Source organism: Paenibacillus sp. FSL H8-0168 (assembly GCF_038592955.1).
Classification (GTDB): Bacteria; Bacillota; Bacilli; order Paenibacillales; family Paenibacillaceae; genus Paenibacillus; species Paenibacillus polymyxa_B.
Genome location: NZ_CP151948.1, coordinates 1,157,545 through 1,172,660, shown reverse-complemented (window position 1 = coordinate 1,172,660; position 15,116 = coordinate 1,157,545). Strand labels below are relative to the sequence as shown.

Genomic DNA, 15,116 nt, shown 5'->3' with positions numbered 1-15,116 from the left:
AGATCATACCACCATATAGATTATTCCAGCATCATCCAATATTTCTTACATCATAAATCATACCGGACTAAAAATCAAACGTTACTTTTCTCTCACGAAACATTTCAAAGATCATTCATGTATACCTGAACTTCCAGCTTGATAGAGTTGCTCATACACGTCCTTGTTGACCATCCTCAGCCCAAACAATCTGCGAATACGCTGTCCCGGCTTGGCCTTGAAGGTCACTGTCGCTTGATCCTTCCCCTCCAGATATGCAGCCGGAATAGCGGCATTAACGTTGTAAAACTTATCAGCCTCATCAAAACCTTCACTAAAATGCTCAAGCAGATGACCGTTAATCAAAATATCAAAACCGCAGTTGGGCATTTCCAGCGTAGCTGTGTAGATAATGACCAACAGCATCGGAGCAGATGGATCTGTATTTAAATCAAAAGAAAACCAGCCATCAATTCCCGCATTCCGGTAAGGTCGGTTATTCACATATCCGGTGCGAGTCGAAGCATCTCCCTGGAAGTTATGATCTCGCTCCGGCTGCATTTCTCCGGGTTGGGCAAAATCAATCGTGCACTGCTCCAGAATCGCCAGCTTTTCGCGTGCCGCTGTGTATTCCTGTTCCGCCTCCTGCCACGCTTCCTTGGTAAAAATGTCCCAGTATACGGAATACGTACGGTCATACATTTTATACAGAGGAGACAATTCCACATCCCGGGGATGCCCTGCATTCAAGGTACGAAACGTATTGGTCTTGCCCTCCACGGGCTGAATCCAGGCAACCAGCTTTTCCGTTTGGGGGATGAATACCGGTGTGTACAGAAACTCCTTGGCTTTAGGATCTTCTAAAGGTCCCAAGTCGCCTGCCAGCACCAGCGGTCCATACATGATAGCCGCCCGATCCGGATTATCTGGCATCTGCTCCAGCCTCAGCGACATCGGAATCGTCACCTCTACGACATCACCGTCAATCCACGTTCTGGCGATGGAGACAAAGCTGCCCGGTTCCGATACAACCGATTGTTCCTTGCCATTTACACGAATGGTAATTCCTTGTTCAGCCCAATATGGATAGCGGATGAGTAGCGTAAATGGAGCTGGTTGATCGCATTGAATCTCCAGCGTCGTATGATCTGTCTCTGGATAGGAAGTATTTTGTTTTAGCGTAACGCCTGTGTCCTTCCATTCCAGCGTGGAAGCAATGAACTGATTGACATACAACTTATCGTGATCGTGAAAATAAATGCCGCTGCCGTAGCTCGCATGGTTTTCCATCCCTGTGCCGACACAACACGTAAAATCATCAAATTTGCTTTCAAAATGCTTGTGCCCGCCCATCGCCAGCGACAGAAAATACGTTACTCCCCCGTGAACCGGGTCCTGCGAAGCCAAAATATGATTGAATAGACCTCGCTCATAAAAGTCCGCTTCCTTGGCGGAAACATTCCATTGAAATAGATGATTGGTCAGCTTGAGCATGTTATAGGTGTTGCACGTCTCCGTCGTATGAGGCCCGATACGATCATTCAAGCCATCTGGCGCTCCAAAATATTCTCCAAAGCTATTCCCGCCAATGACATACGAATGATGATCCACCACCCGCTCCCAAAAAAACTCCACCGTTGCCCGGCGTTTCGTATCATTGGTCAGCTCATATTCCTTGGCAAGCCCGATCAGCTTCGGAATTTGTGTATTGGCATGAATGCCCTGCAAACAGTCTTCCTGCGAGCTAAGCGGGTCCAGCACCAGCTTGTGCCAGAAGCACTCAGCCAGCCACAAGTAGCGCTCTTCCCAGGTATCCGCATACAAATCGGCCAATACCTCATTCATGCCTCCATATTCGCAAAACATCATCTGCTGCATCTGCTCATCGCTCATCGGCTTCATAATTCCTTCGAGCCAGTCCGCCAGCTTACGCTCCACATCTAATGCCTTATTACAGCCTGTCAAATGGTACGCATCCCGCAGGCCAGCGAATAACTTGTGTAGTGTATACAAGGGGGCCCAGGCACCGTTCAGGTCAAAGCCCTTCGAACGAATATTTCCAGCAGACACCTCTTCAAAAAGTTCCTTTCCCCCTGGAATTCCTGCCACATATCCGTCACCATGCGCCGCCTGACAAACGTCCAGTTCATCCGTAATATAATGTGCGATTTCTTTAAAACGCTCATCGCCTGTTGAAGCATACATCATGGAGCAAGCGGACAAATAATGTCCCAGTGTATGACCGGAAATAGTCATCGCTTCCCAGCCTTCATATTGAGGCGCTTTGGGCGTAAGTCCGGCATATTCCCGAAAACGCGCCAGCAGGCGGTCTGGTTGAAGCTCCAACAGATAAGATCGGTTCAGCTCCATCGCCTGTTTGAAGGGACCTTCAGCCAATACCACCTCGTTCAGTGCGAACGGCCTTGCTTTCATATGGGCTTTTGCTTTAAGAGTCACTTTCCGTTCCTCCTTTAAGGCGAATTTAGGATAAAAACGCATATCAGACACAACGAGCCGTTACGCGCCACTGCCAGAGGTTTGCCCCCACTGCTGGTACAGCTGCGTTCTCGCCTCTGTAATGCCGGGATGAAACTGAATCAGCGCATGCTTCCGTGCAAAATGGACCTCACGGATCGCCTCCTGTACCCGCTGTTCCCCGCCTGCTCCGCCGAGTCCAGCGGCATGGAGCATGGAAGCGGCGGCTAATCGACCTTGGGCCATCGCGACCAGCCCGCTTTCGATGCCGGTAATATTGCCGGCAACGTACAGCCCTTTGAGCGAGGTTTCCATTCGCTCACCATGCAGTGGAACATGCCCGCCTAGCTCAGGGCTGTACACGAATTTGCATCCGGCTACCGCCGCCAGCTCGGCGAGCGGGTACAAGCCGCCGCTCAGCGCCACGAAGTCGGCGGGTTCGACGCGCTCGCTGCCGGGAATAGGCGAGCCGTCCGGTTTAACGTGTACCAGGGTCACGGATTCGACCCGGTCCTGTCCGTTGACGGACAGCACCGCCGTCCGCAAACGGATCGGGATATCCCACAGACGGAAGCCTCTGTGGGGATAGCAGCACGCGATGAGTTTCTCCATCCGCATCGCAGCTGCCAGCCTGCCGCCTGCACGCATCCAGGCGGCAGGGGCCAGCCCCGACAGCTGAAGCAGCAGCTTCGCGGAGGCTGTCGGATCTGCCGCCGCACCAGCCAGCGGATTAGCGCACGGAAGTGTAATCGCCGCCACCTTCACTCCGGCGACGGACAGCTCGCGGGCAATCGCCATCGACAATACGTTCATGCCTACTATGATGCCGCGTTCTCCCGGCTTAACGTAATGAACGTTGGTCATCACCTGCGCGGCCCCGATAGACATTACGCCCGGTAGCGTCCAGCCATCCAGCGGAACGGGAATTTCGGCAGCTCCAGTCGCCAGCAATACGTAATCCGCAGTGAACAAACCACAGGAAGTGGAAATTTCCCACGTTGTTGTATATTCCATACCATGTACGGAAACGCTGCAGCGAATATCCACCCCAAGCTCCACGCAACGGGTAATCAACTCATCCGAAACGTGTTTTCCAACCCACCAGCCTTGACTGCCTTCCTCATGATATTGCCCGGGCATACGTCCACCCGGCTCTGTAAATTCATCCAGTACCGTGACTGGCAATCCTTGCTCAGCAGCCGATACCGCTGCGGACAATCCGGCGGGACCCGCCCCAATGACGATGAGATGCGCCATTTCATTCATGTCACAATTCTCCCTGTGATTTCATTCGAAAGCTGCCGTCCGGTTTCCACCACCATACCTTCCTCCAGCTTGGTCAGGCAGGAACGGACGGTACCGAACGGATGAACCATCAGGCGGCATTCGTTACAATGCCCAATGGCGCAGTATACACCTCTGGCCGTACCGGATTCCTCATGCCTTCTCAGCAAACGGACACCGCTGGCCAGTAGTGCTGCTGCCAATGGCTCTCCAGCCAATCCCTGCATGGGACGACCGTCAAAAATGAAAGATACCTGCCGCCGTTCCGTCTTTGGTCCCAAAATAGGATGATTTACAATACGCATGCGGCTCATAAAGAACCTCCCTCTGCCAGCTGCCCGAACGTTACAGGACGCACGGGAGGCCTTTGGGATAACAGTTCCGCCTCCCGGCGGGCGGCAGGAACCTGATTGTAAAACCATGACTCCACCAATTGTCGGCATACCCTACCCTGACATGCCCCCATCGTCACCCGTGTAGCCATTTTAAGCTGACGCACGGTGTCCGCGCCCATGCGGCAGGCCTGCTCCATCTGTGCGATACTCACTTCTTCGCAGCGACATACGAGCAAATGACCTGATGCACTCCCAATCGTCTCACTTCGTCCCGTCGCCCGTTTACTCATAGCTGATCGCACAGGTTTTAATCGCTGAATAAAAATCCAGCGCCGCCTGGCCCTGTTCCCGGGTATGTGAGCTGGATTGCTTCAGACCGCCGAACGGAGCCTGGTATTCAACACCAGCCGTCTCCTGATTAACCCGGACCATACCGGCGTTCGCCTCATCCAGAAACCGGTGAGCCAGCCGTAAATCGCGGGTGAATAGAGAGGCGCTTAATCCATAAATAGAATCATTGCACAGTCGAATCGCATCCTCGAAGTCGTCCGCCTGCACGACCCCCATCACAGGCCCAAAAATCTCCTCCTGAATCAAAGGATGGGACGAATTCAGTCCAGTCGCGACCAGTGGACGCACATAATACCCGTTCTCCGTCCCGGCGGTGGCTCCGCCTTCAGCCAAAATGTCGGCTTCCCGGCGGGCGAGTGATATATAGGACATGACCTTCTCATACTGACCTGCGGATGCCAGAGGTCCAAGATACGCACTGGGGTCCAGTGCAGGGGCGATCTGGATTTTTTCCACCGCTTGGCGTAAGGCTTCTGTGAACGTCTCATAGACAGACTGTTCCACAATTACCCGGCTGGTGGCCGTGCATTTTTGCCCGGCTGAACGGAAAGCTCCGCTGGCAATCATCGCCACCGCCTGTGCTACATCCGCGTCCTTCAGCACAATGGCGGCATTTTTACCGCCCATTTCGGTCTGGTACTTGATATTACGGCGTGCGCACCGTCCCGCAATGCCCAAACCTGTAGCAGTAGAACCCGTGAAGCTGACCGCATCCAGTACCGGATGCTCCAGTAAGGCATCGCCAATGCGGTTACCTTGCCCAATGACTAAGTTCAGTACACCGGGCGGAAGCTGCACCGCCTCGAATAGCTCGGCGACCCGTACTGCAGTTAATGAAGCATGTTCGGCAGGCTTCCAGATGACCGTGTTTCCGCACAAGAGTGCAGGGGCGATTTTCCATAGCGGAATAGCTACCGGAAAATTCCACGGCGTAATGACAGCCGTTACCCCCAGCGGAATACGCTTCGTGTATTGGAGCACTCCCGGCTCATTCGAAGGAATGACTGTACCGATGGAACGTACGCCCTCTGCCGCATAGTAACGGAGCAGATGGACACCTCGCATGACCTCTCCGCGCATCTCGGTAATCGGCTTGCCCATCTCACGGCTGGCCAGCTCAGCCAATTCAGGTAATGCTGCCTCTAGTAACCCGGCCGCTTTGAACAAATAAGCTCCCCGCGCTGCGGGACTTAGCGCGGCCCAGCCCGTCTGAGCCAGCCGTGCCGCATCCCCGGCCTGTGTAATATCGTCCGTCTCTGAAAAATGGACGACTCCCACCTCCTCCTTCAAGGCCGAAGGATTGTGAACCACCATTTCCTCGCCGGAAGGGCTCAGCCACTCACCGCCGATCCAATTTCGGCTCTCCATCGTCTTCACCTCCATTCAGGATGATACTTCGCTTGGACGAACCGCCACCTCAAATGCTTCGCGAATGCGGTCATAATCCGACTGCGGCAGCGCAAGTCTGGGCGGACGTGTCGGACCGACCGGAAATCCAGCCAGCTCCATCATATATTTGATGGACTGTACCAATTGCGGGCTTGCATCATAGTGGAACAGCGGCAGCAGCCTGCGATACAACGCGGACGCTTCCGCCATATTTCCCGCCTGCGCAAGTCGGAACAGTTCTACCCCTTCCTTCGGCAGCGCATTCGGTACCCCCGAAATCCAGCCTGTCGCGCCGAATAATGCTCCCTCCATCGCCAGATTATCTACTCCGACCATGACCTCCAGCTCTGTCTGGGCCAAAATAGCGTGAATACGCCGTACATCACCGGAAAATTCCTTGACTGCTACGATATTTTCAATACGCGACAAGTCCGCAAGAATATCTGGAGTCAAGTCAACCTTGTAATCATGGGGGTTGTTATACGCAATGATCGGCAGGCCCACCTCCGATAATGCTTCATAATGGGCCGTTACCTCGTGAGGCAGGGGATTGTAATTAATGGGCGGCAGTGCCATGACACCCGCTGCCCCGGCATCCTTCGCATGCTGAATCCAATGCACCGCCTGTTTGGTGGACGGAGCCGCCGAGCCGACAACAACCGGGACACGCCCTGCCGCAGCGTCAATTACGGTATGCACAACCTGCGACCGTTCCTCCGGGGACAAAGCCGCATATTCTCCCAGCGATCCCGTAGGAACCAGTCCGCTAATGCCGTTTGCAATCAGATGCTCGCATAGCTCGGTCAGACGCTTATGGTCTATCTCCAGCTCTGCCGTGAACGGTGTAACCAAGGCCACATATACACCTTCAAAACGTGCCATATGCTTACCCACCCTTTCCCATCTTTATTTTCAAATTCAGCATTCGGGAATAATGCAAAATGCTCACATCAGCAAAAAACCTTCTTTAAGCGGGTCCTCGGGGTCCAACACAAATTGATGATGTCCCGTCACCCAAGCCGAGCCTGTAATTTGTGGAATGACTGCCGAATAAGGACCTATCTGCGTCTCGCCCACGATTTCAGCCCGAAACATGGAGCCTGTGATGCTTTCATGTACAAACGGCTCATTTAAGCCCAGTTTTCCCTTGGCGTGCAGCACCGCTACCTTGGCCGAGGTTCCTGTACCACAAGGGGAACGATCGATCCCTCCCGGTGGGATGACGACGACGTTGCGGCAATCGGCCTGTGGAGCCACAGGCTCCCCGTAAAATTCAATATGCGTCAATCCTTGAATAACCGGATTTTCAGGATGTACTACCTCAACAACAGCATTTACTGCCTCCCGAATCTGTACCGCTGTTCGTACAATTTCGGCCCCATTGCTCTGCTCCAGTGCAAGACCGATGGAAGCCGCCTCTACAATGCCGTAAAAGTTGCCTCCATACGCAATATCCAGCGTGACTTGCCCGATACCCTCTACCTGGACCTTCACCTCACGGCGATACACAAAAGAAGGGATGTTTGTGAACGTTACTTGTCGCACCTTGCCCGCATCCACCTCCAGCCGCACTTGAACCGGGCCTGCCGGAGTGTCCAGCAATATCGATTTTTTATCCGCAGCAATCAGCCCGCCTTCCATCAGCGCTGTACATACTCCAATCGTATCGTGACCGCACATCGGTAAATAGCCGCCAGTCTCTATAAAGACCACACCCATATCTGCACCTGGATGACAAGGTTCTGTTAAAATGCAGCCAGACATCACCTCATGCCCTCGCGGCTCAAACATCAGCAGACGGCGAAAATCATCATGATGTGCTGCCATATAAGTCATTTTTTCCAGCATCGTATGACCTACCAGCTTAGGCGCGCCGTGAATGACCGTCCGCGTCGGATTGCCTCCGGTATGGGTATCAATGGTAGTAATTCTGCCCGTTACACTCATCCGGTTACCTCCCCGTGAACCTCGTGGCTGGTAAAAGCCTCGCCAAATCGGTCATATCGCAACGGCTCCACCGGAATGCAAGTGGATTCACCCCGTACCATTTCGGTCACCAGCTTACCCGTTACTGCCGCAAGACTAATGCCATCCCCCTCATGACCAGAAGCGATATACAGCCCCGGTACTTCGTCCACTGCCGATACAATTGGCAAATGATCAGGTGTCCATGGACGCAAGCCGGTATACGCCCGCATCAGCGGTATATTGGCTAAAGCAGGGAAAAAGCGAATGGCTCTGCGGGCGATTAAGCGAATCACTTGCTGATCGACACTTGTGTCCATACCGACAAACTGACGGCTGCTGCCGATCAGAATATTTTGGGATGCAGTTGGCTCGAATACTAGCGCTACACCGTATTTTTCATAAAGCTCATCCACACTCCGCTGACCGCCAAACTTGCTCATCAGATAGCCGAACTCCATTACCTTGCGGTTCCCAATGGAAGGCATTCGGGCAGACACCAGTATATGTCCTTTGCGCGGCATGATCGGAAGGTCCAAACCGAGTGAATGACCGATGCTGTGTGTCCACACACCTGCCGCCAATACCACTGCACCTGCATGGATAGCGCCATTGGGCGTCTCTACCCCGCGGACGTTTCCCCCTTCGTCCTGAAGGACAGATTGTATCGGTGTGCGGGGCATTAGCCTCGCTCCCATAAGACGCGCGGCCCCGGCTAGTGCATACGTCATCAACACCGGATTTACGGTGGAATCTGTCGCACACTCCAGTCCGCCCGGCAAATCTTTGGCTAAATGTGGCCATTCCTCTCGCAAATCCCGCTGATCCAGCATGCGAAACGGAAGTCCTTCCTGCTGCTGACGGGTTACCCATTGCTCAGCCGCTTGCATCTCCTGATCGTTTTCACAGACCAGAATACTGCCAGGCGCACGATACTCGAACTCATCCTCCAGTTCCCTAGCCAGCTCTGCCACCAGCTCCTGCGATACCAACGACATTCGACTGTCAAACCCGGGCTCTTTGTCGATTGCCAATATATTTCCATCACAACGGGACGAAGTGCCTCCAGCAATCTCCCCTCGCTCAGCCAGCACGACCTTCATACCGGACTTAGCCGCATAATAAGCAATGGCTGTACCGATGATTCCACCGCCTACAATGACCAGATCCGCGGCATCATGTTTCATTCGCTTCCCCTCCCTTCGACCGTTTTAATCTGTTTGAGAGGTATTTTTTACAGCTTAAGCGTAAAGCTTTGTGTCACAGGCTTACTCAGCTCATCATAATCCCGCAGCTGTACGGTGAACGTATACGTCTTGTTGCCTGCTCCGCTGTCTGCTGTTCCGCTAATCGTTCCTGTAAAGCGGTCCAGTGTGAAGCCTGCGGGCAGTTGACCGCCTGTCACCGTCCAATCGTAAAACGGTACGCCTCCTTTGGCCTCCAGCTTGGCCGTGTACGCTTTGCCTTTGACGGGTGCTGGCAGTTCCTTCGTCATGATTTCTGGCGCGAGGAAAGGAGTCAGGTCCTTACGCAGCGGCCAGCCTGCTTTTTCTGCTACCAGTAGCGAAAGCTTCGTGTTCATCCAACGGCGGGTCGGAAACAGATGGCGCCAGCCTCCATTTTGACCGCTCAATCTGTCGACTTCTGCAAGCTCTCCAGAGAGATGATAGCTGTTATCCAGCGCGGCTGGTCTGTGCTGATAAGCCATAATATCCGGGTCATTGCCCGCCGCTTCCTTCAGCGCTTTGACACCCGGAAATGTGTCGCTGAATACAATCGCATGACCGAATTCATGCATGATCAGCCCATGCACATCCGTCACTTTGGACAGATCGGATTGATACCATTCTTCATCGTCCACGGATGTGAATGGAATCGCATCATCATAGAAATCCAGAATCAGACTATAGGAACGGTTCAGATTCCCCGGGACGGTCACACCGTTACGTGTATGATAATTGCCGTTCGTGGCCGGAAAGCCCGTAGAATAAGGCCCGTTCAGCCCTCTCATAAACACCCACATGCCTTTGTAGGGCTTATCATTTGTCACCTGTATTTCATTTTGCCAGTCGTCTCCTGGCAGATGGTTTACCTCCGCGTTGGCAGGAACCTCATCGAAAGGAGCCAGATCAAAGAAATAGAACCAGTCCTTTACCGCCAGCTCTGCGGCTTTTTTGGTAGCTGCATCATTGAAATAAGGCCTGATCGTATCGAATCTATAGTCAAAATGGAGGGGAACGGTGGGCTCTTTATTATCGTCCTGATCCAGCACGCGAATCGGAATGGACTGAGTAGTCGTGTGACCATCATTTCCAGCAACGGACATAGACAGCGTATAGTTCTCTATTTCACCGTTTCCTCCAATCCGGTCAGGATGGATGGCTAGCCGAAAATCTTTTTCCTCCTGTGCATTGGCAAAAGTCAGCGTTTTGCTTGCACCTTGCGCCGACAACGTACTTGGCAAATCCATCATCAGCCGGGACGTGCCCTGCGCATTTAACGTAACCGTTAACGGAAAAGCGGCATCCGCTGGCGGCTTCACTTTTAGCTTCACATACGGGTTCGCCAGATATCCTTGCCAATCAACCAGATCTATGCCATAATCGTTCACCGTCCGACTAAAGATGTCGATGACTTTTACATCCGACTCCGCCTCGGCATAAGCCTGTTGACCCGGAATAGCTGGTGTCAAAGCCACAATGAGAGAAGCCGCCAGCGCAGTCAGCCATATTTTGGTGTGTCTTTTATGCGTGTTCATTTGATCCCCTCCATCTCATTTTTGAATGACTTGCAAACTATGGATAGTTACCTATAACGCCACTGCGTTTTATAATAAAAGCAGTTCCTTAGGCGAAGAGGTCAGTACCTTGACACCGTCATCTGTGATCAGCACATCGTCCTCAATGCGAACCCCGCCGAAGCCTGGAATATAGATGCCTGGTTCCACGGTAATGACATGACCCGGTACGAGCACCGACTTACTTTCGCGGGACAGCCGTACCTGCTCGTGAATTTCCAGACCAAAACCGTGGCCCAGCCCGTGACCGAACTGCTCCCCATAGCCGTAAGAGGCAATCACATCCCGCCCCAGACTGTCTCCCTCCCGACCGCTTATGCCGGGGCGAAGCCCTGCAATCGTCTTCATATTTGCCTCCAGCACAATGGAATACAATTTCTCATGTTGTTCTGAGGGCTGGCCTACGAATACGGTACGCGTGATATCGGATAGATAACCACGCACATTTGCGCCAAAATCCATTGTGACGAACTCGTTCTGACCAATTTCCTTGTCACTAGCCAGTCCGTGCGGCAGCGCCGAACGCTCACCTGAAGCGACAATGAACGCAAAACCGCCTGATTCCGCGCCTGCGAGCCGAAGCTGATATTCCAGTTCCGCCGCAATCCGCCGCTCTGTAACTCCAGGCTTAATACAATTCAGCACCTCCGTGAAGGCAGCATCGGTAATACGCGCAGCTTCGCTAATGGTGCGAATCTCTTCTTCGTCTTTCACATCGCGCAGCCGTTCAATGACATCCTCCGTTTGCACGTACTCCAACGAGCCCAGCGCCGCTTGAAGCTGTCCCGACTGTTGAAGTGAGACATGTCGGCTCTCCAAACCCAGTCTGTAGACACCCAATTTACTTGTGAGATCGGCCACGGTTTGAAAGATTTGCGCCTCATGCCGAATCACTGAATATTCCACTGCCTGATCTGTTGCCTGCATCATATAGCGGAAATCCGTCACTAAAAAAGCCTCTTTCAGCGTAACAAGCGCAATTCCAGCGGAGCCTGTAAATCCGGTCATATATCTTCGATTAGGCCCATGTGTAATAAGCAGTGCATCTATCCCTAGATCCGGGAATTCCGAGCGTAACCGGGCCAGTCTGCCAGGAACACCCTGTAACGGTTTTGTCTTTTGACTCTCTTCCTCTTTCACTCGTACGCCTCCTTATTCCACATCTCTTTTCAGGGCATATGCCTTGGAACACACTCTCCACTTGCTTTGAACACATCTATGCTCTTCTCGCTGCCGCATTCCCGTAAGTCCTGCGCCCAATTCTCCGTCTCTTTTTCAAGCACATCAGCGCGTCCCAGCTTCCTTTAGCCTTTAATCCCTGTCAATGTGATGCCTTCGATAAAATAGCGTTGTCCGATAAAAAATATCAGGACGATCGGTGCCAAAATCGTGCTGGAAGCCGCCATCAGGTAAGGCCAGTTGGTATTGTTCAATCCCCGAAAGGTCGCTAGCCCCAGCGCTAGCGTAAAATGCTTTTCGTCACTTAAGTAAATAATCGGGCCCAAAAAATCGTTCCACACATCAATAAATGTAAATATTCCGATCACGATCAATGCAGGTGAAGATAAAGGAATAATGACGCGCCATAGTACAGTCAGAGGCGTACCTCCGTCCATATAAGCCGCTTCGTCCAAATCGCGTGGAATCGTCAGCATGAATTGTCGCATCAAGAAGATGTTAAACGCCCCTCCACCGAACCATGCTGGAACAATCAGCGGCAGAAATGTATTCAGCCCGCCCAGCTCACGCCACATGACGAAAGTGGGTATTAGCGTCACCGCGTAAGGCAGCATCATCGACCCGATCAGCAGGGAAAAAATCAGATTACGTCCAGGCCAGCGCAGGCGAGCAAAGGTAAACGCCGATATAATCGAGGTCAACATCACTCCTGCCAGCACACACACCTCAATCATGAACGTATTCATAAAATACCTGCCGAACGGTACCGAAGTCAGCGCTTCCGGGTAATTGCTCCATTGAAAAGGAGAGGGTATCCACTCTGGTGGGAACACGAAAATTTGGGATGTTCCCATCAGAGAGCTGCGAATGAGCCATACGAATGGCAACAGCATTAAAACACTGCCTATAATTAAAACGATATACAGTACAACACGGCTGATTGGGAATGGTTTGGAACGGGTGGCGGTAGCAGGACTTCGGGAGCGTTCAGGCTGTGGCAACGGATGTTGTGGTGTTTCTGAAGGATTGACAGAAGAAGTGACCTGATTCATGAACGTTCCCCTCCTTCATAGTGGACCCACTTTTTGGATGTGGAGAAAATCAGGACGGTTAGCACCATGATGACGAAAAATAAGATCCAGGCCAGCGCTGAGGCGTAGCCGATTTTAGTCTCCGTAAAGGCCGTACGCCACAAGTAGAACACATAGAACAGGGTTGAATTGTTAGGTCCCCCGTTAGTCATAACATACGCCTGATTGAATACCTGAAAGGTGCTGATTAAAGACATGACCAGATTGAAAAAGATGGTCGGTGTCATCGAAGGAATGGTAATGTGAAAAAATTTATGCCACCTATTGCCGCCGTCTACCTCAGCTGCTTCATACAGATGGGTGGGAACCGACTGAAGTCCCGCCAAAAAGATAATGACCGTGTTCCCGATCCCCCAGGTGCTCATCATAATCAGCGAGGGTATTGCAGTGCTCTCGTCATAAATCCATTTGCTCCCTGGCAGTCCAACGCCCTCCAGCAGCGAATTTAACAGACCAAAATCCGGGTTGAACATCCACAGCCACAGCATCGTGTTGGCAATACTCGGCACAATGGTAGGTAAATAATAAATCGTACGGAACACCGACAAACCCTTCACCTTTTGATTTAATAACAGCGCAATGATAAAAGCTGCCGCCAAGCCTAGAGGTACGCTGCCCAGTGCATAATATGTGGTCACGAACATGGATTGGGAAAAGGTAGCATCCTCGGTCAAAATGGTTCGATAATTGTCCAATCCGATAAAGGTCATCTGTCCGCCAATCGTCCAATCGGTTAAGCTGAATACGAACGAGGCCGCGATCGGTCCAATTGTAAATATCATTAATCCGAGGATGGCAGGAAGCGCGAATAGCAGACCCCAGTTTCGCTCCATGCGCATCATTCCTGATTTTGGTCGCTTCATGGGCTGTTCTCCTTTCGCAGCTGTCCCGCCGCATTATTCATCCGGGTATACCCCTTGAAGCAATGGCTGAATGATAGGCTCCAGTTCATCCAGCGCCTGCTGCGGCGTCTTCTTGTTCGTCCAAATCAGATCCAGCCCTGGGGTCAGCTTGGAACCGATATCAGGCCAGTTGCGAAGGGTCGAAGTGGACGGCTTGATCGCATAATCTCTGGCATACTCAATGCCAGCCTTTTGAAATTCCGGTGGATGTGCGGCATTATTTGTCCATGACTGGATGGCCTGCTCATCGGTATAATATTTTTCCTCGATAGGCATCCACAGACCGGACTTGAACAAATCCACCTTTTCGGGATTGTTATGGTACAAATAAAATTCGAGCGCTTCCTTCGGGTGCTTGGTGCTCTGGAAAATGACCGTGGCTCCCGCAACAATCATCGTTTTGGGCTCTTTTAGCTTCGGCAGAACGCCGATACTCCATTGCAGCTGCTTGTTGTTCGAAAAATCGAGCAGGGACCATGTCCCGTCCACCACCATGGCGACCTTTCTTGTCTGAAGCCGAATCGTATTGGACGGCATGTCCTGCTGCTGGATCAAATCAGGAGAAACATGCTCCTTGAAAACCAGATCCTGCAACTTCTGAAAAACCTCCACCGACTCAGGACTGTTCAGGGTGTACTTCTTGCCTGTTTTGTCAGTCAAACCTCCACCGTTGCTCGCTAAAAGCGGCCCCCAGGAGCTGCGGTCATTGCCGAAGGCAAAGCCGTATTGCACAATATTTTTCGGATCAAATCCACTGTCTCCCGGATGCTTGCCGTTCTGATCCTTAGTCAGCTTTTTGGCAATTTCCAGAAATTCATCCCATGTCCACGCTTTTTGAGGATCAGCCGGAGGGACGGGTACCCCTGCTTCTGTAAACAACTCCTTGTTGTAAAATAACTGCATCACTTCCAATGCGGTGTAATTTCCAATAGACTTGCCAGGTTCGCTGTAGAGATAGGAGGATTTGAGCTTGTTTTTTAATTCGGGATATTCGTCATAATAGGAGGATAAATCCAGGAGTCTGCCTTCACTTGCCCATTTCATCGTGAGGGAATCGCCCAGGTAGGCGATATCAGGAAGCTGATTGGCAGCCATTAACGTGTTAATTTTCGTCGTGTAGTCACCAGGGACATGCTCGCCCTTCACCCGGATATTCGGGTGGGATGCATTAAAGCTTTGAATCATTTTTTCCATCGCCTGCTTCTCGTCATTGCTTCCCCAGTACATGAACTTGAGTTCGACCGCATTGGGATTAGCCGGTTCGCCAGTGTTACCACTGCAAGCCGTCAGCCCTGTCAACATCGCCGTCATCACGAGAGCCATCCATGTCCGTAACCTTCGTTTCAGCAAATCAACCGGCCCCTTCCTG

General features: G+C 52.1%; 13 protein-coding genes. All 13 read right to left on the bottom strand.

Going from position 1 to position 15,116, the window contains the following annotated elements; genetic code table 11:
• Positions 1-111 precede the first annotated feature (111 nt).
• Positions 112-2,412: a beta-L-arabinofuranosidase domain-containing protein gene (locus MHI21_RS05395; RefSeq protein ID WP_342420180.1), complete on the bottom strand. Its 2,301-nt coding sequence runs from the start codon at positions 2,410-2,412 to the stop codon at positions 112-114.
• Between the two features lie 84 nt (positions 2,413-2,496).
• Complete coding sequence (locus MHI21_RS05390; protein WP_342419597.1) at positions 2,497-3,720, bottom strand: FAD-dependent oxidoreductase; 1,224 nt, start codon at positions 3,718-3,720, stop codon at positions 2,497-2,499.
• Positions 3,717-4,052 carry a (2Fe-2S)-binding protein gene (locus MHI21_RS05385; protein WP_342419596.1) on the bottom strand — a complete coding sequence of 112 codons (336 nt, stop codon included), beginning with the start codon at positions 4,050-4,052 and terminating at the stop codon, positions 3,717-3,719. The genes MHI21_RS05390 and MHI21_RS05385 overlap by 4 nt, the downstream gene beginning before the upstream one ends.
• Complete coding sequence (locus tag MHI21_RS05380) at positions 4,049-4,363, bottom strand: (2Fe-2S)-binding protein (protein ID WP_342419595.1); 315 nt, start codon at positions 4,361-4,363, stop codon at positions 4,049-4,051. Before MHI21_RS05380 ends, MHI21_RS05385 begins: the two co-directional genes overlap by 4 nt.
• Positions 4,356-5,792, bottom strand: a complete 1,437-nt coding sequence (locus MHI21_RS05375; protein WP_342419594.1) for an aldehyde dehydrogenase family protein — start codon at positions 5,790-5,792, stop codon at positions 4,356-4,358. The genes MHI21_RS05380 and MHI21_RS05375 overlap by 8 nt, the downstream gene beginning before the upstream one ends.
• Positions 5,793-5,807: 15 nt before the next feature.
• Positions 5,808-6,695 carry a dihydrodipicolinate synthase family protein gene (locus tag MHI21_RS05370; RefSeq protein WP_342419593.1) on the bottom strand — a complete coding sequence of 296 codons (888 nt, stop codon included), beginning with the start codon at positions 6,693-6,695 and terminating at the stop codon, positions 5,808-5,810.
• 63 nt (positions 6,696-6,758) lie between these two features.
• Entirely contained in the window at positions 6,759-7,760 is a 1,002-nt protein-coding gene (locus MHI21_RS05365; RefSeq protein ID WP_342419592.1) for a proline racemase family protein, read from the bottom strand.
• Positions 7,757-8,965 (bottom strand): FAD-dependent oxidoreductase, encoded by a 1,209-nt coding sequence (locus MHI21_RS05360; RefSeq protein ID WP_342419591.1) that lies wholly within the window; start codon positions 8,963-8,965, stop codon positions 7,757-7,759. The genes MHI21_RS05365 and MHI21_RS05360 overlap by 4 nt, the downstream gene beginning before the upstream one ends.
• Before the next feature lie 47 nt (positions 8,966-9,012).
• On the bottom strand, positions 9,013-10,536 hold the full coding sequence (locus MHI21_RS05355; RefSeq protein WP_342419590.1) for an Ig domain-containing protein: 1,524 nt from the start codon (positions 10,534-10,536) through the stop codon (positions 9,013-9,015).
• Positions 10,537-10,605: 69 nt separating this feature from the next.
• Positions 10,606-11,715: a Xaa-Pro peptidase family protein gene (locus MHI21_RS05350; RefSeq protein ID WP_342419589.1), complete on the bottom strand. Its 1,110-nt coding sequence runs from the start codon at positions 11,713-11,715 to the stop codon at positions 10,606-10,608.
• A 164-nt stretch (positions 11,716-11,879) separates the two neighbouring features.
• The gene (locus MHI21_RS05345) at positions 11,880-12,806 is read right to left on the bottom strand and encodes a carbohydrate ABC transporter permease (RefSeq protein ID WP_342419588.1); all 927 of its coding nucleotides are present in this window, start codon (positions 12,804-12,806) and stop codon (positions 11,880-11,882) included.
• Complete coding sequence (locus MHI21_RS05340; RefSeq protein ID WP_250267564.1) at positions 12,803-13,708, bottom strand: sugar ABC transporter permease; 906 nt, start codon at positions 13,706-13,708, stop codon at positions 12,803-12,805. The genes MHI21_RS05345 and MHI21_RS05340 overlap by 4 nt, the downstream gene beginning before the upstream one ends.
• A gap of 33 nt (positions 13,709-13,741) precedes the next feature.
• The gene (locus MHI21_RS05335; RefSeq protein ID WP_342419587.1) at positions 13,742-15,097 is read right to left on the bottom strand and encodes a sugar ABC transporter substrate-binding protein; all 1,356 of its coding nucleotides are present in this window, start codon (positions 15,095-15,097) and stop codon (positions 13,742-13,744) included.
• Positions 15,098-15,116: the final 19 nt, after the last annotated feature.

Bases quoted from the DNA above. Each gene is read 5' to 3' on its own strand.
- MHI21_RS05395 (WP_342420180.1), bottom strand. From the start codon at position 2,412: ATGAAAGCAAGGCCGTTCGCACTGAACGAGGTGGTATTGGCTGAAGGT.
- MHI21_RS05390 (WP_342419597.1), bottom strand. From the start codon at position 3,720: ATGAATGAAATGGCGCATCTCATCGTCATTGGGGCGGGTCCCGCCGGA.
- MHI21_RS05385 (WP_342419596.1), bottom strand. From the start codon at position 4,052: ATGAGCCGCATGCGTATTGTAAATCATCCTATTTTGGGACCAAAGACG.
- MHI21_RS05380 (WP_342419595.1), bottom strand. From the start codon at position 4,363: ATGAGTAAACGGGCGACGGGACGAAGTGAGACGATTGGGAGTGCATCA.
- MHI21_RS05375 (WP_342419594.1), bottom strand. From the start codon at position 5,792: ATGGAGAGCCGAAATTGGATCGGCGGTGAGTGGCTGAGCCCTTCCGGC.
- MHI21_RS05370 (WP_342419593.1), bottom strand. From the start codon at position 6,695: ATGGCACGTTTTGAAGGTGTATATGTGGCCTTGGTTACACCGTTCACG.
- MHI21_RS05365 (WP_342419592.1), bottom strand. From the start codon at position 7,760: ATGAGTGTAACGGGCAGAATTACTACCATTGATACCCATACCGGAGGC.
- MHI21_RS05360 (WP_342419591.1), bottom strand. From the start codon at position 8,965: ATGAAACATGATGCCGCGGATCTGGTCATTGTAGGCGGTGGAATCATC.
- MHI21_RS05355 (WP_342419590.1), bottom strand. From the start codon at position 10,536: ATGAACACGCATAAAAGACACACCAAAATATGGCTGACTGCGCTGGCG.
- MHI21_RS05345 (WP_342419588.1), bottom strand. From the start codon at position 12,806: ATGAATCAGGTCACTTCTTCTGTCAATCCTTCAGAAACACCACAACAT.
- MHI21_RS05340 (WP_250267564.1), bottom strand. From the start codon at position 13,708: ATGAAGCGACCAAAATCAGGAATGATGCGCATGGAGCGAAACTGGGGT.